Source organism: Streptomyces nidicola, assembly GCF_050106155.1.
In the GTDB taxonomy this organism is placed as follows: domain Bacteria; phylum Actinomycetota; class Actinomycetes; order Streptomycetales; family Streptomycetaceae; genus Streptomyces.
In genome coordinates, this window is record NZ_JBNBPI010000001.1 from 3,026,739 (window position 1) to 3,050,613 (window position 23,875).

Sequence of the window (23,875 nt, forward strand, 5' to 3'; positions counted from 1 at the left end):
CTGGCTCTCTCATGGAGGACATGCAGATCGAGGAAGAGCGAGAGGGGGGCACGTGGTAATCCGGGTTCCCCGTCATGGTCTTCCCATGGGCAACGCGGACAACGCAGGCGACGCCATGGCACCAGTCGTCGAGAGCGCGAAAGACGCTCTCGCTGAACTCGAGACGTCGGAGTTCGACCGGTATGACGCACTGGACCTTTCCCTGAGCGTCGCCAAGTGGGCCTGTCGCGAGGATCCCGCCGCGGCGGAGTTCCGGACGTGGGAGGCGTGGGTCATCGCCATGCAGGTCGGTTCCGGCCTGTTCCTCTCCGGCAGTGCCGCGGAAGGGCCCGTGCCCTGCCGTATTGGGACCAAGGGCGAGACCAAGAGCCTTCCCGCGACCGGGCCCCAGGAGTACCTGCACGCGGGAAACTGGCTGACCTCGTACTACCTGGCCGCGATCTGCCGCGAGAACGAGCGGCTCGATCAACTCGCCCGCGTACCCGTCCCGTTCTTGCGTGCCTCCGGAGTGGAGTTCGACGAATACATCTACGCATGGGTGGAAACGCTGCAGAACGCCTGGTTCGGTCGCCAGGAGACATGGGACACCCTGGTCACCGCCATCGACGGTACAGATCCCGCGGCTCCCCATATCGCCAGTGCCGAACTGATGCTCAAGGTCCTCTACCCGCCGCTCGAAGTCTTCCATCGCTATCAGCGCCAGGAGCCGGAACCGTTCAATTCCGCGCTGGCCGACGCCGTCACCTGGCATCGCGAGTACTGGTCCGAGGACTCGCGGAACACGAGCAGCGAGGGCTTGGTGGCCCAGGGGCCGTTGGCCATCGCCTGCATGGCCTTTGACGCAGGTATTCCTGTCGACGTCGAGTCCGAGTATCTGCCGAGGCATCTCCTGGAACGAACATGGGTCGGGCAGTTCCCCACATGATGGATCTGATGGATTCGCAGTGCCCGCTCGCCGTCCCTGTCATGAAGCAGTGAATCAGGAGCCCACGCGTGACCACCCCCAGCGGAAGCGCACGCCCGATCCCGACCAACGCCGAAGAGGCGCTGGAGATCGGCCGTACTCAGTACCCCACCGTCTGGCCGAGCGGCTCCCCCGGAACCGGGCGGCAGCAACATCGTGATCTCCAAACTCAATGGCGAGATCACCGATGTCCCCAACTACCCTGTCGAAACCGCCATTTCCACTTACAGGCGGTTCTACCGGCCGGGAAGCGTCACGTGATGCCCCCTCCGGTCATCACGGATTCGTGAATGCCGTCGGTCGACTCTCGCTAAGCTGGAGTTGTTTGGCACAAAGTGACGGAAAGGGCTGATGCGGCGTGGGGACCACAGGCGAGACGCCGGAGGAGATCGAGGCCCGTAAGGAGCGCGAGAAGAACGAGTTGTACGCGCTCGACATCTCCGGCGTCACGTGGGAGAGCGCGCCCGGTACCGAGCAGGACGAGGAGCGCGTCGAGATCGCCAAGCTTCCGGACGGCGCCGTGGCGATGCGTTCGTCGCTGGAGCCGGAGACGGTGCTGCGGTACACCGAGGCGGAGTGGACGGCGTTCGTACTCGGCGCCAGGGACGGGGAGTTCGACCTGGAGTCGGCTCCGCGTGATGGTGGCGCACAGGCCTAGTAGGCGTACGTACCCGGTGCCGTCGTCGACGACGGCACCGGCATGTCCGCGTCCAGCACCGACGCCGCCTGGTGTGCCAGCGCCGCGACCAGGCGGGCCGGCAGCCAGCCGGGCGTGAGGAGCGTCGAGGCGTGGTCGGTGGCGCCGAAGCCGACCGGCTGCCGCATAGAATCTTGCGTCAACTCGGCTACTACGTCCGCCAGTTGGGGGCGCTGTACCGGGTCGCGGGACAGGCATCGGCTCACCAGTGAGCGTAGTGACGCCGGGAGTTCGTCCCGTTCGGGCACCGTGTGGCCCGTCGCGGCGTACGCGAGCGTCGCGCCCAGCGCGTACACGTCGCCGAGCGGGCGCGGTTGGCCGCCCGCCAGTTGTTCCGGGGCGAGGGCCGTGCCGTCGATGCCCGGCAGGTCGCGTCGCGCCGCTCCGTCGGGTGTCGCCGCGCGTACCGCGCCGAAGCAGTCGAGGCGGGGGCCGTCGAAGGAGAGCAGTACCGCCGCCGGGGAGAGACCGGCGTGGACGAGGCTCTGGCCGTGGATGACGGACAGGGTCTCGGCGAGTGCGACGCCCAGGGCGCGGACCGTGCGCTCGGGCAGCGGGCCGCCGTGGAGGGCGAGCGCGGTCGGCAGGGGCAGTACGGGGATGTACGGGCGTGCGTGCCAGGGTGGCCCGCCGGGCGGCGCCAGTTCGGCGGTGGGCAGCGTCCAGCTGCCCAGCAGGTAGCGCGCCGCGTCCGCCTCGGCCATGAAGCGGTTCGGGTCGACGCCGGGGGCCGGGGTGCTGAGCAGGACCGTGCGGTCGCCGTCGGCGGTTCGCGCGATGTGGCGGGCGGCGGGCGTCCTGGCCTGCTGGTCGATGGCGTCGATGGAGGTCAGCAGGAGGTACGGGCCTGCCTGCTGTACCTGTACCCCGCCGGTGGTGCTGTGCACGTGTCCCCCACTCCCCAATACGAACCGATACGAACCGATACGGATAAGGCCCCTGCCCTACCGCCGACCCTACCGCCGCTCAGAACACCGACAGCGCCTGCACCGTGCTGTCCATCAGCAGGAAGACCCGGTTTCCACCGGCGGCGAGCTGCGTGTAGTGGGGCCGCGGGTAGCGCGTCGTCCAGGCGTTCTTGCCGTCCTTCTGCGGGAAGCCCTTCAACTGGAGTTCGCCGATTCCGTCGCCGTCGTCGACGGACCAGACGCTCGTGCCCTGCGTCAGCACACGGCTGGTCGTGGACGGGCCGACCGCGAACCACTCCTGTTCGCCGTTGGCCCGGTTGTGGCATCGGGTGACGTCGACGGCGTTGGCGTACACCCGATTACCGTGCACCTCGGGCGGGCCCCACTTGCTGTACACGGAGTCGGCGCCGCCGAGCTGGAACGTGCTCCACTCCCGGTTTCCGTCGCGGAGCCGGTAGGCCTCCAGGGTCTTGTTGTTGAGGTAGACCATGCCGTCGGCGATGGCGGGGCGGACGACCGACTCGGACTCCGCCGACTGCCGCCACGCCGTACGGCCGTCGCTGGTGCGCACCGCGAGCACCGTGCCGTCGGTGGACGGGACGACGAGGACGCCCCCACCGACGGCGGCCGGGCCGTGCAGCTTCCCCCGGAACTTCGCGGGCACGGTGACCGTCCACCGCACCTCGGCGTCCTCGCTGTTGACGCAGCGCAGCCGGTCGTCCTTCGTGATCATGTAGACCGCGTCGGCGCCGGCGGCGAGCAGCGTCTCCGCCTCGGCCCGCTCGCACGTCCACTTCGCGGCTCCGGTGGAGGGCACGAAGGTGTGCAGCGTTCCCTGTTCGTCCGCGCCGACGACGAGCCGGTCGGCCAGCGACACGTACCCGGCCCTGGCCCGCAGGCCGGCGGCGGACCAGCGCCGCTTGCCGTTCTTGACGCCGTACGCCCCGATGCCGCCGGAGCCGAGCGCGAAGACCAACACGTCGCGCACGGGCAGCAGTTCGGGTGAAGTGGCGTCCGCGGTGGTGACGGACCACAGCTTCATGGACCCGCCGTTCTCGGAGTAGTCGTCGGCGGGCTTGGACTTCAGCGCTTGTACGGGGGTCCCGACCGCGGCCGGGATGTCGAAGAGGGCGCTGTCGGGGCGCGAGCCGTACCACCACGCGGCCGTGCCGCCGCCCACCGCGGCGACGGCGCCGCCGACGCCGAGCGTCGTCAGCAGGCGTCTTCGTGACATGGCGGGCTGCTGCGGCTGCTGCGCCCCGCCCACGATGGTGGTCGCCAGGTGCCGCGCCCCGGTCTCCCGCTCGGTGATCGCGTCGGCGATGGAGCCGCGCCGCCAGGCCTTCTCGGCGCCCTTGGGCGGCCGCATCGCCCCGGCGATCTGGGCGGGGGTGGGGCGGTGGGTCGGGTCCTTGGCGAGGCAGGGGGCGATGAGCGCAAGCAACTCCGGGTTGATTCCGTGGAGTTGGGGCTCACCGTGCACCACCTCGTACTGCACGGCCGCCACATGCCCGCCGTCGAACGCGCGCCGTCCACTGGCCGCATACACGAGCACCGCGCCCAGCGAGAAGATGTCGGCGGCCGGGGTGACACGGCGGCCGAGCACCTGCTCGGGGGCCCCGTACCCGGGGGTGACCGGCACTTCGCCCGTCGTGGTGAGGGTCAGTCCGTGCTCGGGGCGGGCGATGCCGAAGTCGATGATGCGCGGGCCCGTCGACGTCAGCACGATGTTCGGCGGCTTGAGGTCGCGGTGGATGAAGCCCGCCGCGTGGATGTCGGCGAGGGTGTGTGCGAGCGAGGCGGCGAGGGCGCGCAGGGCGGGTTCGGCGAGCGGTCCGTGCGCCTCGACGGCCTGGTCGAGGGTGAGGCCCGCCAGGAACTCGGTGGCCATCCACGGGCGGCCGCCCTCGGTCCACGCGCCGAGGACGTTCGCAACTCCCCTGCTGCGTACGGCTTGTGCGGCCTGCGCCTCGCGCACGAACCGCTGGGCGAGGTTCGTGTCGTGGGCGAGTTCGGGCTTGAGCACCTTGACCGCGGCGAGCGTCCCGGCGCCGTCCTGACCGACGTACACCTTCCCCATGCCGCCCTCGCCGAGCACGCCGAGGACGCGGTAGGGACCGAGGCGGAGGGGGTCGCCGATGCCGAGGGGTTTCATGTGGGGCCTTCTGCCGGGAGGCGGTCGTGGAACCTATACGTGTGTGCGTGGGAGGGGTGTGTGCGTGTGCGTGGGGCACGTCATTCGGGTCACTTCATGGGGTACGCGGCGAGCTTGGCGGTGTCGCTCAGGGAGAGGATGCGCGTGCGCTCCGGGTTCGCGTAGAAGCGGTCGCCGTCCGTCTTGTACGTCCACGCGACCTCGTGGCTCTTGAGGTCGACGCCACGCAACTGCGCGCCGTTGCGGTAGTACGCGCACTGCTTGCCGATGAGCGGGCGCCACGCCCTGGACTGTTCGTCGGCGCTGCCGTCCTTCTCCACCCACAGCCGCCCGCCGCCGCTCGCCTTGTACGCGGCGAGCCCGACGCCCTCACCCACGGCGTACACGACACCGCCGTGCAGGGTCGGCGGCCCGAACGGGCGGCCCTCCGGCGTCTGCCACTGCGCCTTGCCGTCCTTGAGGCGCACCGCGCGGAGCCGGGAGCCGCCGATGTAGAGGTGCGTGTCGTCGGCCGCGATCGCGGCCCACAGGGTGGCGACGTCATCGACGCGGTACGGGACGTTCCACAGGATGCCACCGGTCTTCAGGTCCCGTACGACGATGTGGACCTCGTCCTCCTTCATCTGCTGGAACGTCACCAGGCGCCCGCCGGCCACCTTCGCGGCGAGGATGTGCATGGACTGGTCGAGCTCGGCCCGCTTGGGCAGCGGCCGCGACCACAGCGTCTTGCCGGTCGCGCAGTTCACGGCGCGCAGCGTCCACTTCTGCGTGGCCGCGTAGCCGAGCGTGCCGCCCTTGCCCTTGCCCACCGCCACGTAGGCGATGTCGCCTTCGATGCAGAGGAATTGGTTCCCCTCCAGGTGGTCGTTGGTGTCGGCGAGACGGGCGAGCGTCTTGACCTTCTTGCCGGTGCGCGGGGCGATCGTGTCGACGGTGACGGGCGCTCCGGCGCGGTCGTCCTGGTACACGTTGTAGGACAGGTGGTAGAGCCTGCCGTTCGCGGCGGTCCACTGCCATCCGCTGCCGATGTGGTCGTCCCACTTCTTCGCGCCGTCGGACACGTCGAAGCCGCGGGCGTACCCGCGCATCGCGACGGCCACCCCGTCGACGATGGCCGGGATCATCCCCTTTACGCCGTCGACGACACTGCTCTCGAAGTAGCCCTCGTCCTTCCAGAGGGGGTCGAGGTTGCGCCGGTCGCTGGTGTCCGGGGCCTTGGGGTCCGCGACCTTCTTCGCCTCCGAGGAGCGGCCGGTCCACCACCAGGCGCCCGTGGCCGCGACCGCGCCGACGCCGAGCACTCCTCCGACGGCGAGGAAGCGGCGCCGCGACACGGGGGCGCTCGCGACGGGGGCCACAGCGGTGGTCCCCGGGAGCGTGTGGGTCACGGGGGCGGGCAGCCGCTGCGGGACGGGCTGCCATACGTCGGTGGCGCGGCGCCCGATGTCGCCGAGCAGCGCCTCGGACAGATGGTCGGCGAACTCGCCCGCTCCTGTGTGCAGTTGGGCCGACAGGTCGTACGTGGTGGGGCGGCGCACCGGGTCCTTGTCGAGGCAGCGTGCCAGTACGGGGACGAGGGCGGCGGGCACCCCGGTCAGGTCCGGCTCGCCGTACCGCACGCGGTACAGCAGGTCGGCGGCCTGCCCGTTCCCGAACGGGCCGCTGCCGCGGGCCGCGAACACCAGCACTCCGGCGAGCGCGAACACGTCTCCGGCCGGGCCGTGTTCCTGGCCGGTGGCCTGCTCGGGTGACATGAACGCGGGAGTGCCGACGGCGGATCCGGTGCGGGTGAGGCGGTCGTCGCCGATGGCGCGGGCGATACCGAAGTCGATGACCTTCGGGCCGTACGCCGTGACGAGGATGTTGGACGGCTTGAGGTCGCGGTGCACGACGTCGCTGCGGTGCAGCTGCCCAAGTGCCCCGCACAGGGCGGCTCCCAGCGCGCGTACGGTCGTCTCGGGCATCGGGCCGCCCTGCTCGACGGCCTCATCGAGCGGTGGTCCGAGTACGTACTCGGTGGCCAGCCACGGCGTCTCGGCCAGCGGGTCCGCGTCCACGACCTTCGCCCCGAACTGCCCGCCGATGACGCGCGCGGCGTCGATCTCGAGGCGGAACCGGGTCCGTCCGGCCTGGTCGGCGGCGAGTCCCGCGTGCATCGTCTTCACGGCGACGGTTCGACCGCCGGCGGTCCGTGCGACGTACACCGTCCCCATGCCGCCGCTGCCGAGGCGTCCGACGAGGCGGAACGGGCCGAGGTGTACGGGGTCGTCGTGGGTGAGCGCGGTAGGCATGAGGTGGGTTCTCGCCGTGGTCGGGTGCGGGGCGGGTCAGTTGGGGTGCGTCGCGCGCACCGGCGGGGCACCGCCCCTCATCCGGATCCGATTCCGCACGCCACGCCCTCCCCCCGCTGCCGTCCGCGCCACGACCTCCCCGGTCACGGCGCGGCGAGTCTAGTCGACGGGGTGTGGGCGGGCCTGCCGTGCGGGCGGTTTTGGTGATTAGGCTGGGACAGGACGTGTCCTGTGTTCCCGCGCGTACGTCACAGGGGGGCGGGGGAGGCACGCCGGTGCTCGACCACACCAGGAGGCATTGTGAGCAGCGATCGGGACGATGTCCGCGGGGGCGGCGGGTCACCCGCCGGTGACCCGTCCGGCGCGGGGTCCGGTGTCGAGCAGACGGGGTTCGGTGCCGAGCAGACGGGGTTCGGTGCCGAGCAGACGGGGTCCGGTGCCGGGCAGACGGGCGAGTTCACGATCGACTACGCGCCGCCGCCCTGGTACGAGCAGGCGAGTTCGCGGAGCGGTGGGGTGGACCGGGAGTCGGGGGACCTAGGTCCGGGGAGCGAAAGCCTGGGCAGCGGGGATCTGGAGAGCGGGGCCACCCTGCGGTTCTCCGCGCCCTCGCTGAAGCGGAACTTCGAGGAGCTCGCGGCGCTCGGGGAGCCGCCCGCGCCCGCGCCTTCGCAGGACCAGAGCCCCGAGGAGAGGGCCCGCGCGTGGGTCGACGCCCACCGGGTGCACGTCGACTTCGACACGGAGAGCGCCCGCGCGAAGGAGGCCGATGTCGTCCCGACGGACACCGACTTCCCCCTCGCGGCACCTGGCGTCGAGGAGACCGGCGCGTCGCCCACGTCCGCCGCCGGGACCACGGAAACCGCCACGGATCCCGCGCTGCCCGCACCCGATTCCACGGCCGACGCCTCGGCGTCGGCCGCACCTGCAGCCCCGGCGCCCACCGTGACCGCGCCGGAGCCGGCACCCGCAGGCCCGGCCCTCGGCCACGCCTCCGACACTCCGGCCGCACCAACCGCACCAACTTCCCCCGCGACCACGCCGGAACCGACAACACCCGCCACCGCCTCCACGGCAGCGGCTGCCCCCACGGCACCGCCAACTCCGGATCCCGGCGATGCTCCGGCCACCGGCGACGCACCCAACGCCCCAGCGGGCTGGGCTCCCCCGCCCCCTCCGGCAGGCGGGGTACCGCCGTTGCCGCCGTCGTTCCAGCCGGCCGCGCCGCCCCCGGCCCCGCAGTGGACCGACCCCACGCCCGGCCAGCCGCCTCTGGCCGCCCCGAACACCCCGCCCACACAGCCCCACGGCGCATACGGCTTCCCGCAGGCACCACCGGCCGACGGCCAACCCATGCCACCACAGGGTGAATACGGCCCCCCGCAGCCACCTCACCGTAGCCAGCCCGCGCCGCCCGGCTACGGCTTCCCGCAGCCCACCCCGCCGGGCCTTCCCGCCTCCAACGTCCCCGCACCGCAGCCCGGTTACGGCCCCCCGCAACCTCCAGCCCAACCGGCACCACCGACCTCCGGCGAGCAGTCACCCAACACCCCCGCACCACCGACTGCCTACGGCTTCCCCCAGCCCCCAGCCCAACCGGCCCCCAGCACCCCCGCACCACAACCCGGTTACGGCTTCCCCCCGCCCTCAGCCCAACCCGCACCCAACACCCCCGCCCCACAGCCCGGCTACGGCTTCCCCCAGCCCCCGGCCCAGCCCGCACACCCAACCCAGGGTCAGGCGCCCAACGCCCCCACCACTCCCGCCGGTTACGGCTTCCCCCCGCCGGGCCAACCGCTGCCCCCGGCGCACCCAACCCAGGACCACCCCGCCACACCCGCACCCGCACCCGCACCCGCACCCGCACCCGCACCCGCACCCAACCCCTCCACGCCACAGCCCGGTTACGGCTTCCCGCCCTCACCTGCCCAACCGGTCCAACCGGCACCGCCCGCCCAACCGGCCCAACCGGCACCGCCCGCCCAACCGACCCAACCGAGCACCCCCGCCCAACCGCTCCCCGCCGCCCAACCCCCGGCCCAGGCCCCGGCCCCGGCCCCGGCCCAGGCCCAACCCCACCCCGGCTTCGGCCCCCCGCCCGGCCAGGCAGCCGGCCAGGCCGTCGGCCAGGCGGCCGGTCAACCACCCGCCCCCGCCCAACCGCTCCCCACGCCCGCGCCCGCCCCCGCACCCAACACCCACGCCCCGTACCAACCCCCCTACCCGAACCCCCCGCACGCCCCCTCCCACGGCTCCAATGCCCCCCTCGGCTACACCGCCGCCGTCGAGCTGTCCGCTGATCGGCTCGTCAACAGCAAGCGGCAGAAGCAGCGGAGCAAGGCGCCCAGTGCGGGTGGCGGGCGGTTCAAGTTCGGGGGGAAGAAGGAGGAGACGGAGCGGCAGCGGAAGCTGGACCTCATCCGCACCCCGGTCTCGTCCTGCTACCGGATCGCCGTGATCAGCCTCAAGGGCGGCGTCGGCAAGACGACCACGACGACGGCCCTCGGCTCCACCCTCGCCTCGGAACGCCAGGACAAGATCCTCGCGATCGACGCCAACCCGGACGCCGGCACGCTCGGCCGACGCGTCCGCCGCGAGACCGGCGCCACCATCCGCGACCTGGTCCAGAACATCCCGCACCTGCACTCGTACGCGGACATCCGGCAGTACACCTCCCAGACCCCCTCCGGCCTGGAGATCATCGCCAACGACGTGGAGCCGGAGGTCTCCTCGACGTTCGACGACGCCGACTACCGCCGCGCCATCGACGTGGTCGGCCGGCACTACCCGATCGTCCTGACCGACTCCGGAACCGGCCTGCTGTACTCCGCGATGCGCGGCGTCCTCGACCTCGCCGACCAGTTGATCATCATCTCGACCCCGTCCGTCGACGGCGCGTCCAGCGCGAGCACCACCCTCGACTGGCTGTCCGCGCACGGCTACACCGAACTCGTCCGGCGCTCCCTCACGGTCATCTCCGGCGTCCGCGACACCGGCAAGATGATCAAGGTGGACGACATCGTCAGCCACTTCCGGACCCGCTGCCGCGGCGTGCTCGTCATCCCCTTCGACGAGCACCTGGCGGCCGGCGCCGAGGTCGACCTCGACATGATGCGCCCGAAGACGCGTGAGGCGTACTTCGAGCTCTCGGCGATGGTGGCCGAGGGCTTCGGCGGCTTCGGCCACCACACCCACCCGGCAGCACCACCGCCACCGCAGTACTAGCCCCCACGCCCCGCACGCCCCCGGAACCACACGCCCACCCACCCGCTCCCGCCAAGGGCCCGCACCACTCGAACGCCGGTGCGGGCCTTTTGCGTGTCCTGCACCCATACGGGTGCCATCCCCTGGCCTGCAAAGCATCAGAGGTCTCGACCAATGTGCGTGAAATGCAGGTCAACTCGTTATTTCCGCAGGCCACATGGGGTTCACCCACCGTTGACGTTCCTCAACTGCCGCTGATAAACCAACACTTCAATCGACCTGAAAACTCAGATCAAACCCAGCTGTGCGAGCGATGCGCGAGGTCACCGCCGATGGACACACCAGCTCAGCAAGACATGGACCACAGAACGGCCCGTCCCCCACGGCGCGGAGTGCGGATACTCCTCGCGGCGGGCGCCGCGGCGTTCACCCTGACGGCAGGCCTCGCCACGCCTCTCAACCCGGCGCCGCAGCAGGCCGAGGCGAAGGCGAGCGGCAACGCCGCGGCCAAGGCCGACAGCGGCAAGAACAAGACCCTCACCGTGGCCGTCGCGCAGAGCGTCGACTCGCTGAGCCCGTTCCTGGCGACCCGCCTGGTCAGTACGAGCATCCACCGTCTGATGTACGAGTACCTGACCAATTACGACCCTAAGGACAACCACGTCGTCCCGGGGTTCGCCACCGACTGGAAGCCCTCGGCCGACAAGCTGACGTGGACGTACACCATCCGCTCCAACTCGAAGTGGTCCGACGGTCAGAAGGCCACCGCCCACGACGCCGCCTTCACCTTCAACAAGATGATGACGGACGACGGCGCGGCGACCGCCAACGGCTCGTTCGTCGGCAACTTCAAGAAGGTCACGGCGCCCAGCGACACCAAGCTCGTCGTCGAGCTGAAGAAGCCGCAGGCCACGATGACGGCCCTCGACATTCCGATCGTGCCCGAGCACGTCTGGAAGGACGTCAAGGACTACTCGAAGTTCAACAACGACGACAAGTTCCCGATCGTCGGCAACGGTCCGTACGTCGTCACCGGCTACAAGACCGACCAGTACGTAAAGCTGAAGCGCAACCCGGACTTCTGGCGCAAGACGAAGACGCCGCAGTTCGACAACATCGTCTTCAAGACGTACAAGGACCAGGACGCCGCGGTCGCCGCCCTGCGCAAGGGCGAGGTCTCCTTCGTCGCCGGCTCCCCCGCCCTGACGCCCGCCCAGGCGGCGTCCCTCAAGGGCGAGGACAACATCAAGGTCAACGAGGGGCCCGGCCGCCGCTTCTACGCGATCGCGGTCAACCCCGGCTGGAAGACCAAGAGCGGCAAGAAGTTCGGTGACGGCAACCCGGCGCTGCTCGACAAGAAGGTGCGCCAGGCGCTGTTCAAGGCCGTCGACACCAAGACGATCGTCGACAAGGTCTTCCAGAGCCACGCCGTGCAGGGCCAGGGCTACATCCCGCCACGCTTCCAGGACTACTACTGGCAGCCATCGGCCGACCAGAAGCTGGGCTACGACGCGCAGGCCGCGGGCAAGATGCTCGACGACGCGGGCTACAAGATGAAGGACGGCAAGCGCGTCGGCAAGGACGGCAAGCCGATCAACCTGCGCATGCTGTGCCACGCCACCGACCCCAACGACAAGGCGGTCGGCAAGTACCTCAAGGAGTGGTGGGGCAAGATCGGCATCGGCCTGAAGCTGAACTGCGTCGACGATGTCTCCGTGCCCTGGTACGCGGGTGAGTACGACCTCGCCTTCGACGGCTGGTCGGTGAACCCGGACCCGGACTTCGTGCTGGGCATCCACACCTGCGCCGCCCTGCCGAGCAAGCCGAAGGAGGTCGCGCAGACCGACAACGGCATCTGCGACAAGACCTACGACAAGCTCTACAACCAGCAACTCGCGGAGTACGACCCGGCCAAGCGCGCGGACACCGTGAAGAAGATGGAGTCCTGGCTCTACGACTCCGGCTACATGAACGTCATGGCGTACCCGAACGCGGTCGAGGCCTACCGCACCGACCAGATCAAGTCGATCGAGACGATGCCCACGGCGGCAGGCAACATCTACGGCCAGGACGGGTATTGGAGCTGGTGGTCGGCCGTGCCCGCAGCGGCGTCCGACAGCGAGGACAGCAGTTCGTCCAGCTCCACCGGCATCGTGATCGGCATCGTGGTCGCGGCACTCGTCGTCATCGGCGGCGGAGTCCTCTTCGCGCGGCGGCGGCGCACGACGGCGGACGAGCGCGAGTAGGCGACGCACAGCTACGCGAGTAAGAAGACATGTGAACCATGACAGCTGACAGCACTCCGGCGCTCGTGCAGCCCGCGGACGGCACGGACGGCGACCCGGCTTCGGCCGGGGCGCCGCCGGCCGCCCGCGGCCCCCGGGCCCGCAACACCAAGGCGTACGTCCAGTACGCGGCTGCGAAGATCGGCGGCGCGATCGTCTCGCTCTTCGCCGTCCTCGTCACGAGCTTCTTCCTGTTCCGGCTGATCCCGTCCGACCCGGTCAAGCAGATGACCGGCGGCCGCAAGGTCTCCACGGAGCAGCTCGAGAACCTGCGCCACCAGTACGGCCTCGACCAGCCGATGTGGAAGCAGTTCACGTCGTACATCGGGGACGCGCTCACCGGTGACTTCGGGATCTCGTTCCAGTTCCACACCCCGGTCATCGACAAGATCGTCGACGCGCTCCCGGCCACGCTGCTGCTCACGGGCACGGCGTACGTCCTGTACTCGGCGCTCGGCATCTGGCTCGGCACGCGCACGGCGTGGCGCAACGGGTCGCGCAGCGACCGCTTCAACACGGCCTTCGCGCTGACGCTCTACTCGGTCCCGTCGTTCTGGCTGGGCCTGCTCCTCATCATCGTCTTCGCCGTCGGCATCGGGCCGATCCCCGGCATGTTCCCGACGGGCGGCCTCGAATCGGGCGGCGAGACCGGGTTCGCGTACATCCTCGATGTCGCGCACCATCTGATCCTCCCGGTGATCACCCTGGTCGCGGTCGGCTACGCGCAGACGCTCCTCGTCATGCGCTCCTCGCTGCTCGACGAGATGGGCAGCGACTATCTGACGACCGCGCGCGCCAAGGGACTTCGGGACGACCTCGTGCGCCGCAAGCACGCGGTGCCGAACGCGATGCTGCCGACGTTCACCCTGATGTTCGTGAACCTCGGGCACGTGGTCGCCGGGCAGATCCTCGTCGAGACGGTCTTCTCCTGGCCGGGCCTCGGCGGCCTCTTCTACCAGGCGCTTTCCGTGCCCGATCTCCCGCTCGTCCAGGGCCTGTTCTTCGTCTTCGCCACCGCGGTGATCCTCGCGAACACCCTCGCCGACATCCTCTATCCGCTGCTCGACCCGAGGGTGGGCCGATGACGACGACCGATACCGAAACCGCGCCTGCCAAGGAACCGAAGACACCGAAGGCGCCCAGCGCGCGCTCCCTCGCGCGCGCCCGCAAGCGCCAGTCCCTGGCCCGCTTCTGGCGGTCCTACCGCGCGCACCGCAGCGGCCTGTGGGGCCTCGGCCTGCTGATCCTCATCGCGCTCATCGCGATCCTCGCGCCGGTCCTGGTCGGCGCGGACTCGCAGAGCGTGACCGACGCGCCCGGCGGCCCGCTGGAGGGGCCGAGCGGCGAATTCCCGCTGGGCACCGACCAGTTCGGCCGCAGCGTGCTCGCCCTCCTCGTGTACGGGGCGCGGGTCTCGCTCACCGTGGGTCTGCTCGCGGCGTTCCTGTGCGTGGCGATCGGCACCGTCATCGGCATCGTCGCTGGCCACTTCCGCGGCTGGTTCTCGACCGTTCTGATGCGGATCACGGACTGGTTCCTGGTGATGCCGACGCTGGTCCTGGCCATCGCGCTCGCGACCGTCATGGACCGCTCGATGTGGACCGTGATCATCGCGATCGGCGTGACGACCTGGCCGACGACCGCACGCCTGGTGCGCGCCCAGACCCTCTCGGTCGAGGCGCGCCCGTACATCGAACGCGCGCGGGCCCTCGGCGGCAGCCACAGCCACGTCATGACACGGCACGTGCTGCCGAACGTGATGCCGCTGGTCCTCGCCCAGACCACGATGATCATCTCCTCGGCGATCCTGACCGAGGCGACCCTCGCGTTCCTCGGCCTGTCCGACCCGACGGTCACCTCCTGGGGCGGCATGCTCCAGGACGCGCGTGAGGCCGGCGCGGTCAGCGCCGGCGACTGGTGGTACCTGGCCCCACCCGGCATCGCCATCGCGATCGTCGCGCTCTCCTTCACCCTGTGCGGCCGCGCGGTCGAATCCGTCCTCAACCCGAAGCTGGGGGTGCGCTCATGACCCTTCTCGAGGTAAGGGACCTCACCGTCACGTACGCCGGCGGGGCGCAGGCCGTCCGCGGCGTGAACCTGTCCGTTCAGGCGGGCCAGAAGCTCGGCATCGCGGGCGAGTCCGGCTGCGGAAAGTCCACACTGGCGCTCGCGCTCCTTCGGCTGCTCCCGAAGGACGCCGAGGTCACCGGCGAGATCCTGCTGAACGGCGAGGACATCCTCACCATGAAGTGGGGCCAGGTCAGGGCCGTCCGCTGGGCGGGCGCCTCGATCGTCTTCCAGGGCGCGATGCACTCGCTCAACGCGGTGCACCGCATCGGCGACCAGATCGCCGAGCCGATCCTCCTGCACAAGAAGGCGACGCAGGAGGGCGCGAAGAAGAAGGTCGGCGAACTCCTCGAACACGTGGGGCTCCCCGCCTCGCGCGCCAACGCCTATCCGCACGAGCTCTCCGGCGGCCAGCGCCAGCGCGTGATGATCGCGATGGCGCTCGCCTGCGAGCCGGAACTGATCATCGCCGACGAGCCGACGACGGCCCTCGACGTGATGATCCAGGCCCAGATCCTGCGCCTGATCGAGCAGTTGGTGACCGAGGAGAACCTCGGCCTCATCATGATCAGCCACGACCTGGCGGTCCTCTCCGACACCTGCGACCGGCTCGCCGTGATGTACGCGGGCCGCGTCGTCGAGGAGGGCCCGGCACTCCAGGTCTACGAAGAGGCCGTGCACCCCTACGCGAAGGCGCTGTCCGCGGCGTTCCCCACCATCGGCGACCCGGCCTCCCGGTTCGCGCCGCGCGGCCTGCCCGGCGACCCGCCGGACCCGTCGGCGCTGCCGTCCGGCTGCACGTTCCACCCGCGCTGCCCGGTGGCGCTCGACGTGTGTGCGGGCGAGGACCAGGTGCTGCGGATCGCGGGCCCGGAGCGGCGGGCGGCGTGCGTCCACGTGGGATCCGACGAGGTCGCCGCGACGGAAGTCGAAGCAAGGAGCACCACGGCATGACAGAAACGCTGCAGAAGCCGGACGGCTCTGTGCAGACCCTCCTCAGCGCCGACCAGTTGCACGTCACGTTCCCCGGCCGGCGCGGCGCCGCAGAGGCGCGGGCCGTGGACGGCGTCGACCTGGACATCGCGCCGGGCGAGATCGTGGCGCTCGTCGGCGAGTCCGGCTGCGGAAAGACGAGCCTGGCGCGCACCCTGCTCGGCCTGGAGAGGCCGACGACGGGCAAGGTCACGTTCGCGGGCAAGCCGCTGGAGTACGCCTCGAAGGCGCTCAAGTCGTACCGCAAGCGGGTCCAGTTGGTCCTCCAGGACCCGAGCGGCTCCCTGAACCCGCGGCACACGGTGTACGACGCGGTGGCCGAGGGCCTGCGCATCCACGGCTACGCGGGCGACGAGCGCGAGGCGGTCACGAACGCCCTGTCCCGCGCGGGACTTCGCCCTCCGGAGCGCTTCTTCCTGCGCTATCCGCACGAGCTGTCGGGCGGCCAGCGCCAGCGCGTGGTCATCGCGGGCGCGCTCGTCCTCGACCCGGAACTGATCGTCGCGGACGAGCCGGTGGCGTCCCTGGACGCGTCCGTACGGGGTGAGATCCTTGCCCTGCTGCTGCGCCTGCGGGACGAGTTGGGCCTGTCGGCGCTCGTGGTCACGCACGACCTCGGGCTCGCGTGGAACATCGCGGACCGGGTGGCGGTGATGTACCTGGGCCGCATCGTGGAGACGGGCAAGGTGGAGGACGTCCTGACCTCGCCCCAACACCCGTACACGCAGGCCCTGTTGTCGGTCCTGCCGGAGGCACCGGGCGAACCGGTGGTCCTCACGGGCGAGCCCCCGGACCCGTCCCGCATCCCGGGCGGCTGCCGCTTCCACGCGCGCTGCCAGGTCCTGGCGGACGGCCGGGCGGAGGAGGCGGGGGTCGCGGACTCCTGCCGGACGGTGGATCTGCCGGTGCTCACGGGCGCGGCCACATCGCAGGTGGCGTGCCACTGGGCGGCGGCGAAGGCCGCGGCCGAGTAGTACGGCCTGGAAACGTGAGGGCCCGGCTCCATGGAGAGGGAGCCGGGCCCTCACGCGTGTCGCGCGACGGGTCAGCCTCAGCCGTACATGCCCGGCACGTAGTCGCCCGCCGGCTGCTGGGTCATCACGTTGAGCCGGTTGAACGTGTTGATCATGGCGATGCAGCCGACCAGCGCGCCGAGCTGCGCCTCGTCGTAGTGCTTGGCGGCCTTCTCCCACACCTCGTCGGAGACGCCGGCGCTGTCCGCGATGCGGGTGCCCGCCTCGGCCAGCTCCAGGGCGGCCTTCTCGGCCTCGTTGAAGACCTTGGCCTCGCGCCAGGCGGCGACCAGGGCGAGCCGGACCGCCGTCTCACCGGCCTCGGCGGCGTCCTTGACGTGCATGTCCAGACAGCCCGAGCAGCCGTTGATCTGGCTGGCCCTGATCATGACCAGGTTCAGCGTCGACGTCGGGACGCCCGAGCCCTCGGCGGCCCGGCCCGCCGCGATGACGTGCTTGAGCATCTTGCCGATGACCGGGTTGGTGAAGAGGTCGAGTCGCGGTTCCATGAGGGGCTCCTTCGCGCTCCGTCATAAGTGGTGACACCACTACGACGGAGCGCCCCGCCCCGATGTGACACACCCGAATGTGACCCGCGCCACGCGGGGGGGGCGGGTCAGGCCTTGGACGCCTCGACGAGCTCACGCGAGCGCTTCACGTCGTCCGCGATCGCGGCGACGAGCTCGTCCAGCGACTCGAACTTGGCCATGCCGCGCACGAACGCCACGAACTCCACGGCCACGTGCAGCCCGTACAGATCGAGGCCGACGCGGTCGATGGCGTACGCCTCGACCGTCCGCTCCGTCCCGTCGAACTGCGGGTTCGTGCCCACGGAGATCGCCGCGGGCATCGCCTCGTCGTTCACGTACAGCCACCCCGCGTAGACCCCGTCGGCCGGGATCGCGGTGTGCGGGAGCGTCTCCACGTTGGCGGTCGGGAAGCCCAGCTCACGCCCGCGCTGCGCGCCGCGCACGACGACGCCCTCGACGCGGTGCGGACGGCCGAGGATCTCGGCGGCGCCCACCACATCGCCCTCGGCGACGAGCCGCCGGGTCAGCGTGGACGAGAACGGCTGACCGCCCCCGGCAGACCCGCTGACGTACAGATCCACGACCTCGACTTCAAAGTCGTACGTCTGTCCCTGCTCGGCCAGGAAGTCGACATTGCCCGCGGCCTTGTGGCCGAAGCGGAAGTTGGGGCCCTCGACGACCACGCGCGCGTGCAGCTTGTCGACGAGCACCTTCGCCACGAAGTCGGCGGGCGACAGCTTCGAGAACTCGGTGGTGAACGGCAGGATCAGCACCGCGTCCACACCCAGCTCGGCCATCAGTTCGGCGCGCCGGTGGTGCGGGGCGAGCAGCGGCGGGTGCGAGCCCGGGCGCACGACCTCGCTGGGGTGCGGGTCGAAGGTGACCACGACGGCCGGGATGCCGAGCTCACGCGCCCGCTCCACGGCCCGCCCGATGATCAACTGGTGCCCGCGATGCACCCCGTCGTAGGAGCCGATGGTGACGACGCTGCGCCCCCAGTCCTGGGGGATGTCCTCCAAGCCACGCCAGCGCTGCACGGTGATTGCCCCTCGCAAACCTGTGTCCGACCGTTTGGAACCTTGCGTCTCTCTACCGGATACGCAGGTCTAAGAGTGCCATGCCGCCCGCCCGCGCTTCGCATCGGGCGGGCCGCGGCGCTATGCCGGCACCCGCACCCCGGCCACGTTCTCGATCATGCGCCGGGAGCTCGGGCCGACGAGCGCCGCCCACTCCCGGGGCGCCTGTGCGAGCCATCGCGCCACCAGGCCCGCGAAGCCGGGCACGGACCGCGCGAGCTCCACGAGCAGCCGGTCGAAGCGGGCCGCGCCTTCCGGTGTACGCACCAGCAGCATGCCCGTCCGGTGCACCAGGTCCCGCGTCCTGGCCGGCCCGCGCCGTGCCGCGTCCCGCGCGGCGGCGCACAGCAGCGCGTCGAGCACGACGGGGTCCCGCTCCTCTTCCAGCAGTACGTCGAGCAGCTCGGCCCGCAGTGCGCGCGACGCGGTCGTGCCGGGCGCGGCGAGCACCCGCGTCAGGGCGCTGCGCACGACCGGGGGCCGCTCCGACACGAGGCCCACGACCAGCGGGTACATCACGGCCCGTGTGCCGTCCCCGTGCTCGAGGCACCGGTCGACGAACGTCGCCACGTGGCCGGCCGCGGCATCCGGCCAGTCCTCCGCGAGTTCCCTCACGAGGGCGGCGGCGCGGCGGGCGTGGGCGGGTTCGGTCAGCTCGGCGAGGGTCCGCACGATGTCGCCGAGACCGGGTCCCGGCTCCCGCAGCCGCGCCTGGAACGCCGCGAGCACGGGTTCCGGGTGGGTGTCCACGGCCAGGGCGAGCGCCTCGGCGGGCGGCTGCGCGTCGCCCGCCACGAAACGCTCGAGCGCGCGCGCCAGGTACGCAGGACGGGAGTCCGGGTCCCGTACGAGGAGGTGGAGCGCGGCGCCGTGCAGCGCGCGGTCGGGTCCCTCAAGCAACGCGAGCGCGGCATCGCGCAGCAGCTCGCGGTCCGCGGCATCGCCTACCCGCGGCGCGACCCGCACGCCGTACACGGCGGCAGCGGCGCGCCGATCGGGCTGCTCCTCATGGGCCCACCGCTCGACCGCCCGGCACAGGGCGGACGGCTCCTCCTCGACCAGGATGGCCAGCAGTTCGTCGGCGCGCGGGTGAGCGCACTCGACGAGGGCCTCGACCAGGCCGTCGGGGTCGCGGTGGCGGTGGGTGTGGAGCAGGGCCTGAGCGGCGTCGGCGACGGTGGCATCGGGCAGAGCGGGCAACGCCCGCTCATCATCGAACCACCGCGTCAACCTCCGCTGCACACGCCACGGCTCGCCGACGAGCGCCTCGGCGACGACATCCAGACACCGCCCTCCGACCTCACCCCCGTCATGCACGACGGCCCGCCGCAGGAGCTCGAACCGGGTGTCGTCGTCCACGGCGACCCGCATCCAGAACGCCCCACCGAACCGGCCTCCCTCAGCGAGCGCCTCAAGCACCCTTGGGTACGCCCCCGCATCCACCACCCGCCCCAACACCTCCCCCACCAACTCCCTCCCCCACCACTCCGCCTCCGCGGACACCCCGTCGCAGCCCCGGCCCCCGGGGCCACCCTGCCCACCTTCCTCCCACGCCCCGGGGCTCCGCCCCGGACCCCGCTGCTCAATCGCCGCAGGGGCTTGATTTGCCCGGCCACCCCGCCCCCGTGGCTCGACGTCCCCCACCCACGAGGGACGCCCCTGCTCCGCCTCGGGCTCCCCCGCCCATCTCCCACCCGCCCGCCCCCTCCGGGGGCTCCGGCCCTCCGAGCTTCCACGCCCTGCCTCGAGCACCTCACCACCAACCCCGACTCCCCACCCAGAACGATCAACGCCACCCGCCTCGGGCCCGCCACCAACCCCGGCTCCCCACCCATTGCGGTCGGCCGCCACCGACTTGGGCAATCTGCCGCCTTGGGCGGCAGGGTGGGCAAGGCGGCCCCCGGTGCGGGCCGCACTCACGTCAGGGGCCGACCCCGTCGCAGCAAAACCCTCCCCGGCGCAGGCCGCACCCGCGTCAGGGCCCGACCCCGTCGCAGCCACCCACTCCCCGGTGCAGGCCGCACCCACCTCAGGCGCCGACCCCGTCGCAGCAAAACCCTCCCCGGCGCAGGCCGCACCCGCGTCAAGGCCCGACCCCGTCCCAGCCACCCGCCCCCCGGCGCAACCCGCCCCCACCCACCGCAACAACTCCCGCAACCGAAGGTCCAGTTCCGCACACCCCTGTTGCCGCTCGATCAAGAGCAACGCCCGCACCACGGGCCCCGCCCGATGCCGCGGCACAGGAAACCCGTCCCCCCGCCGCCGGAACACCAGCGCCTCCAACGCCCCGTCCACATCCAAATGCATCCCCTGGATCCAGTCCGCGACCTCCTCGTGCGCGAACCGGAACCCACCCCCCGCCGGCACCAGCACCCCCTCCGTGAGCACCGCCGACGCCCACCCGGACACCCCGTCCCGCGCCCCCCACGGAAACAGCTCCTCGAACGACTCCCGGTCCAACTCCCCCTGCCCCGGCCCAAGGCTGCGCCGCGCAGCCTCGTGCACCTGCCCGGCCACCCGCGCCGCCAGCCTGCGCACCCCACTCCCCCGTACCCCGGAGGGCGCGGCAAGCCGGACCGCCACGCGCAGGCACATCAGGTCCAGATACGCCCCGAAGATCTCGTCCCGGTCGGGGCACCCGGCCACACTCCCGGGCAGCGCCGCCCGCACCTCGCTCAGCAGCCGCAACGACAGCGGATGCCCGGCATCCCGCTCCGCGAGCGCCCCCTCCGGCACGCCGAGCCGCTCCCGCGCCCGCCGAGCCGCCTCCCCCAAAAGGTCCCCGATCCGTACGCACGGAGGCAGCCCGGACGGCCCCACGGCCGCCGGCCCGTACAGCACGTCCCCGCCGAAGAGCGCGCCCGCCTGCTCCCAGTACTCGGCACGGCACGCCACCACCAACCGCACCCCGCACGCCGCGAGCCACCGCTCGGTCCCCCGCGACCAGGCGCTCAGCCGGTGCGCGAGCACGGGCGGCATCTCCTCCGGCCCGTCGAGCAACAGCACGAGCGGCCTTCCGGCCTCCCGGGCGACCTCGGCGATCCGCTCGGCGGACACATCCCCCACGTCCCCCACGCCCCTCGCGACCGCCTCCTCCCGCGACGCCGCCACGATCCGGCCCGCCCGCGCGAGCGTCCGCCCCACCGCCTGCGCGACCGACGCGTCGTCCTCGCTCAGGTCCGCGCCCCGCAGCCACACCGTGGGCGCGGCGCCGTCCCCCTTGGCCCGGCGCCCGGCGAACGCGGCGAGTTCCGTGGTCCGCCCGCTCCCCGGCTCCCCGACCAGGGCCAGCACCCGCGCCTCGCCACCCGCACCCGAGGTGAAGGCCTCCAACTCCCGTGTCACATCCGGCCGTTCGACCGGCTCGGGCCCGTCCGTCCCCGGCCCGTCACTGCCCACCGAGATCCCGGCCAGCTGAAGCACTCCACCGAGATTCAGATCGTCCCCGTACGCGGGCACGGTCGCGGCATTGCGCGCGAGCAGCTCGGCCAGCGGCCCCCGCCCGCCCGCGCCCGCGGCCACCTCCCGCAGCGGCACCGCGAACCCGGCCGCCCGGTGCCCGGCCCGCAGCGCCGTACCGAGCACCGCGACCACCGCCCCGGTACGCGCGTCGAGCACAGGACCGCCCGCGGCCCCACCGCCGACGCGCAACGCATCCGCCCCGTCCGTACCGACGGCAAGCTCCAGGACCCCGTCCAACAGGTGACTGCGGCCCCCGGCCACGTACGCGACCGGCGAGCGCCCCAGCACGCGCGCCTCGCGCCAGCCGCCCGCGGGAATCCGGACGTACGCCCCGGCCGTCGGCGCTCCGGACGCCGCGATCGGCAGCGGCACCACGGAGAGCCCCTCCGTGCGCAGCAACGCCAGGTTCGCCTCGGGCAGTTCGACGATCGACCCGGGTTCCACCACACAGGTCGCACCGCCGGGCCCGTGCACCAACAGCCGCCCGAGCCCGCCCACCACCTCGTGGCCCGTGACGACCGTCCCCCGGTCGTCCGCAGCGAAGCCCGCACCGCGCGGCCGCCCGGCCAGATCGGTGATCCGTACCAGCGGCGGGTCCACCATGACGCGACCCTCCCGCCGTTCTCCGCCACTCCCCGTGCCTCGACGGTAGGCGCGCGGTGATCAGCAGAACAGCGTCACAGGCGAACGCGCCCCCTTGCGCTCCCCCTCTTCACTCCGAGCGCCCGCCCGAAAGGGTGAAGTGAACGGGCGCGCTGGATACACCCTGGAGAGGGGGACGTGGAGCGGCGGCCACCCAGAGACCGGAACCCGCCGCTCCACCGACATTCATGGCGTGAGCTCAGCCGAACACGGCGAGGCTCTTCGCCTTCCCCTTGGACTCCTCGACCAGAGCGAGGAACTGACCGTCGGGCCCGAACACGGCGACGGGACCCGCGCCCGCGTACTCCTCGGGCACTTCCAGGCGCACACCGTTGAGCAGCAGCTTCCCGCGGCGCCCGTCGACGTCCCAGCGCGGGAACGCGGCGGCGGCCGCCTCGGCCACCGGCATCACGGTCAGCGACTCCTGGAGCTGGTCCAGGGTGCGCGCCGAGTCGAGCTTGTACGGGCCGACGCGCGTGCGCCGCAGCGCCGTCAGATGCCCGCCGACACCGAGCCCGGCGCCCAGGTCACGGGCGAGCGCCCTGATGTACGTACCGGACGAGCAGACGACCGACACGACCAGGTCGAGGACCGGCGTGCCGTCCTCGGCGACCGCGTCCCGGACGTCGTACACGGCGAAGGACGAGATCTTGACCGGGCGCGCCGGGATCTCGAACTCCTCGCCCTCTCGGGCCCGCTTGTAGCTGCGGACACCGTTGATCTTGATGGCGCTGACCTTCGACGGCACCTGCATGATGTCGCCGCTCAGCTCGGCGATGCCCGCGTCGATGTCCTCGCGCTTGACCCCGGACGCGTCGGTGGACGAGGTGAGCTCGCCCTCCGCGTCGTCCGTGAGCGTGTTCTGCCCGAGCCTGATCGTGCCCAGGTACTCCTTCTCGGTCAGCGCGAGGTGGCCGAGGAGCTTGGTGGCGCGCTCGACGCCGAGCACGAGCACACCCGTCGCCATCGGGTCGAGGGTGCCCGCGTGGCCGACCTTGCGGGTCTTGGCGATCCCGCGCATCTTGGCCACGACGTCGTGCGAAGTGAAGCCCGACGGCTTGTCGACAATGACAAGGCCGTCGGGCGGAGGGGTGCGGTCGGACATTCTCAGGCTTCGCCGTCCTTCTCGGAGGCGTCGGCCGTGTCCTCGTCGCCGTCCTCGGGCTTCCGGTACGGGTCCGCGCCACCGGCGAAATCGGCGCCGGCGGAGGCCTCGCGCACCTTCTCGTCGGACTGCCGGGCCCGGTCGAGGAGGTCCTCGATGGTGCGGGCGTTCTCCGGCAGGGCGTCCGCGACGAAGGCCAGGGTCGGCGTGAACTTCACACCGGCCGCCTGACCGACCGCCGAACGCAGGATGCCCTTGGCGCTCTCCAGACCGGCGGCCGCCTCGGCCCGCTCCTCGTCGCCCCCGTACACCGTGTAGAAGACGGTGGCTTCCCGGAGGTCGCCCGTCACACGGGTGTCCGTGATGGTGATGTGGGAGCCGAGCCGCGGGTCCTTGATCCCACGCTGCAGCTTCTGGGCCACCACCTCTCGAATGAGGTCCGCCAGCCTCTTGGCGCGCGCGTTGTCGGCCACTGGTCCGTCT

The 23,875-nt window shown here is 71.6% G+C and carries 16 protein-coding genes; 8 read left to right on the forward strand and 8 right to left on the reverse strand.

Translation table 11 applies throughout. The annotated features are described in order from the left end of the window. Positions 1-85: 85 nt before the first annotated feature. Both ACOKM3_RS13625 and ACOKM3_RS13630 read left to right on the forward strand, forming a co-directional pair. Positions 86-925, forward strand: coding sequence for an immunity 49 family protein (locus ACOKM3_RS13625; protein ID WP_426900275.1), 840 nt, complete (start codon positions 86-88; stop codon positions 923-925). A 397-nt stretch (positions 926-1,322) separates the two neighbouring features. Then, on the forward strand, positions 1,323-1,622 hold the full coding sequence (locus ACOKM3_RS13630) for a DUF397 domain-containing protein (protein WP_426900277.1): 300 nt from the start codon (positions 1,323-1,325) through the stop codon (positions 1,620-1,622). Here ACOKM3_RS13630 and ACOKM3_RS13635 read toward each other — a convergent pair. From ACOKM3_RS13635 to ACOKM3_RS13645, 3 genes are all read right to left on the reverse strand, one after another. Further along, positions 1,619-2,548, reverse strand: a complete 930-nt coding sequence (locus ACOKM3_RS13635) for a protein kinase family protein (RefSeq protein ID WP_426900279.1) — start codon at positions 2,546-2,548, stop codon at positions 1,619-1,621. The two genes, ACOKM3_RS13630 and ACOKM3_RS13635, sit on opposite strands and share 4 nt — an antisense overlap. A gap of 79 nt (positions 2,549-2,627) precedes the next feature. Next, on the reverse strand, positions 2,628-4,724 hold the full coding sequence (locus tag ACOKM3_RS13640; RefSeq protein WP_426900281.1) for a protein kinase domain-containing protein: 2,097 nt from the start codon (positions 4,722-4,724) through the stop codon (positions 2,628-2,630). Positions 4,725-4,813: 89 nt separating this feature from the next. After that, positions 4,814-7,015, reverse strand: coding sequence for a protein kinase domain-containing protein (locus ACOKM3_RS13645; RefSeq protein ID WP_426900283.1), 2,202 nt, complete (start codon positions 7,013-7,015; stop codon positions 4,814-4,816). Between the two features lie 300 nt (positions 7,016-7,315). On the opposite strand from ACOKM3_RS13645, the gene ACOKM3_RS13650 reads away from it, so the two are divergent. From ACOKM3_RS13650 to ACOKM3_RS13675, 6 genes are all read left to right on the forward strand, one after another. Continuing rightward, positions 7,316-10,240 (forward strand): SCO5717 family growth-regulating ATPase, encoded by a 2,925-nt coding sequence (locus ACOKM3_RS13650; protein WP_426900285.1) that lies wholly within the window; start codon positions 7,316-7,318, stop codon positions 10,238-10,240. A gap of 335 nt (positions 10,241-10,575) precedes the next feature. Next, a complete protein-coding gene (locus tag ACOKM3_RS13655; RefSeq protein WP_426900287.1) occupies positions 10,576-12,465 on the forward strand; it encodes an ABC transporter substrate-binding protein in 1,890 nt (629 codons plus the stop codon). A 38-nt stretch (positions 12,466-12,503) separates the two neighbouring features. Continuing rightward, positions 12,504-13,589 carry an ABC transporter permease gene (locus ACOKM3_RS13660; protein WP_426900289.1) on the forward strand — a complete coding sequence of 362 codons (1,086 nt, stop codon included), beginning with the start codon at positions 12,504-12,506 and terminating at the stop codon, positions 13,587-13,589. Next, positions 13,586-14,533, forward strand: coding sequence for an ABC transporter permease (locus ACOKM3_RS13665; protein WP_426900291.1), 948 nt, complete (start codon positions 13,586-13,588; stop codon positions 14,531-14,533). Before ACOKM3_RS13660 ends, ACOKM3_RS13665 begins: the two co-directional genes overlap by 4 nt. Next, positions 14,530-15,525, forward strand: a complete 996-nt coding sequence (locus ACOKM3_RS13670; RefSeq protein WP_426900292.1) for an ABC transporter ATP-binding protein — start codon at positions 14,530-14,532, stop codon at positions 15,523-15,525. The genes ACOKM3_RS13665 and ACOKM3_RS13670 overlap by 4 nt, the downstream gene beginning before the upstream one ends. Then, a complete protein-coding gene (locus tag ACOKM3_RS13675; protein WP_426900294.1) occupies positions 15,522-16,538 on the forward strand; it encodes an ABC transporter ATP-binding protein in 1,017 nt (338 codons plus the stop codon). Before ACOKM3_RS13670 ends, ACOKM3_RS13675 begins: the two co-directional genes overlap by 4 nt. Before the next feature lie 77 nt (positions 16,539-16,615). Here ACOKM3_RS13675 and ACOKM3_RS13680 read toward each other — a convergent pair whose 3' ends face one another. The 5 genes from ACOKM3_RS13680 to rbfA all read right to left on the reverse strand — a co-directional run bounded on the left by ACOKM3_RS13680 (position 16,616) and on the right by rbfA (position 23,865). Next, positions 16,616-17,086, reverse strand: a complete 471-nt coding sequence (locus tag ACOKM3_RS13680; RefSeq protein ID WP_426900296.1) for a carboxymuconolactone decarboxylase family protein — start codon at positions 17,084-17,086, stop codon at positions 16,616-16,618. A 107-nt stretch (positions 17,087-17,193) separates the two neighbouring features. After that, positions 17,194-18,144, reverse strand: a complete 951-nt coding sequence (locus tag ACOKM3_RS13685) for a bifunctional riboflavin kinase/FAD synthetase (RefSeq protein WP_426900298.1) — start codon at positions 18,142-18,144, stop codon at positions 17,194-17,196. Positions 18,145-18,264: 120 nt separating this feature from the next. Next, entirely contained in the window at positions 18,265-22,248 is a 3,984-nt protein-coding gene (locus ACOKM3_RS13690) for a serine protease (RefSeq protein ID WP_426900299.1), read from the reverse strand. A 238-nt stretch (positions 22,249-22,486) separates the two neighbouring features. Beyond that, positions 22,487-23,392 (reverse strand): tRNA pseudouridine(55) synthase TruB, encoded by a 906-nt coding sequence (gene truB, locus ACOKM3_RS13695; RefSeq protein ID WP_426900301.1) that lies wholly within the window; start codon positions 23,390-23,392, stop codon positions 22,487-22,489. Positions 23,393-23,394: 2 nt separating this feature from the next. Continuing rightward, the gene (gene rbfA, locus ACOKM3_RS13700; RefSeq protein ID WP_426900303.1) at positions 23,395-23,865 is read right to left on the reverse strand and encodes a 30S ribosome-binding factor RbfA; all 471 of its coding nucleotides are present in this window, start codon (positions 23,863-23,865) and stop codon (positions 23,395-23,397) included. Positions 23,866-23,875: the final 10 nt, after the last annotated feature.

Bases quoted from the DNA above. Each gene is read 5' to 3' on its own strand.
- ACOKM3_RS13625 (WP_426900275.1), top strand. From the start codon at position 86: ATGGGCAACGCGGACAACGCAGGCGACGCCATGGCACCAGTCGTCGAG.
- ACOKM3_RS13640 (WP_426900281.1), bottom strand. From the start codon at position 4,724: ATGAAACCCCTCGGCATCGGCGACCCCCTCCGCCTCGGTCCCTACCGC.
- ACOKM3_RS13645 (WP_426900283.1), bottom strand. From the start codon at position 7,015: ATGCCTACCGCGCTCACCCACGACGACCCCGTACACCTCGGCCCGTTC.
- ACOKM3_RS13655 (WP_426900287.1), top strand. From the start codon at position 10,576: ATGGACCACAGAACGGCCCGTCCCCCACGGCGCGGAGTGCGGATACTC.
- ACOKM3_RS13660 (WP_426900289.1), top strand. From the start codon at position 12,504: ATGACAGCTGACAGCACTCCGGCGCTCGTGCAGCCCGCGGACGGCACG.
- ACOKM3_RS13665 (WP_426900291.1), top strand. From the start codon at position 13,586: ATGACGACGACCGATACCGAAACCGCGCCTGCCAAGGAACCGAAGACA.
- ACOKM3_RS13670 (WP_426900292.1), top strand. From the start codon at position 14,530: ATGACCCTTCTCGAGGTAAGGGACCTCACCGTCACGTACGCCGGCGGG.
- ACOKM3_RS13675 (WP_426900294.1), top strand. From the start codon at position 15,522: ATGACAGAAACGCTGCAGAAGCCGGACGGCTCTGTGCAGACCCTCCTC.
- ACOKM3_RS13680 (WP_426900296.1), bottom strand. From the start codon at position 17,086: ATGGAACCGCGACTCGACCTCTTCACCAACCCGGTCATCGGCAAGATG.
- ACOKM3_RS13690 (WP_426900299.1), bottom strand. From the start codon at position 22,248: ATGGTGGACCCGCCGCTGGTACGGATCACCGATCTGGCCGGGCGGCCG.
- truB (WP_426900301.1), bottom strand. From the start codon at position 23,392: ATGTCCGACCGCACCCCTCCGCCCGACGGCCTTGTCATTGTCGACAAG.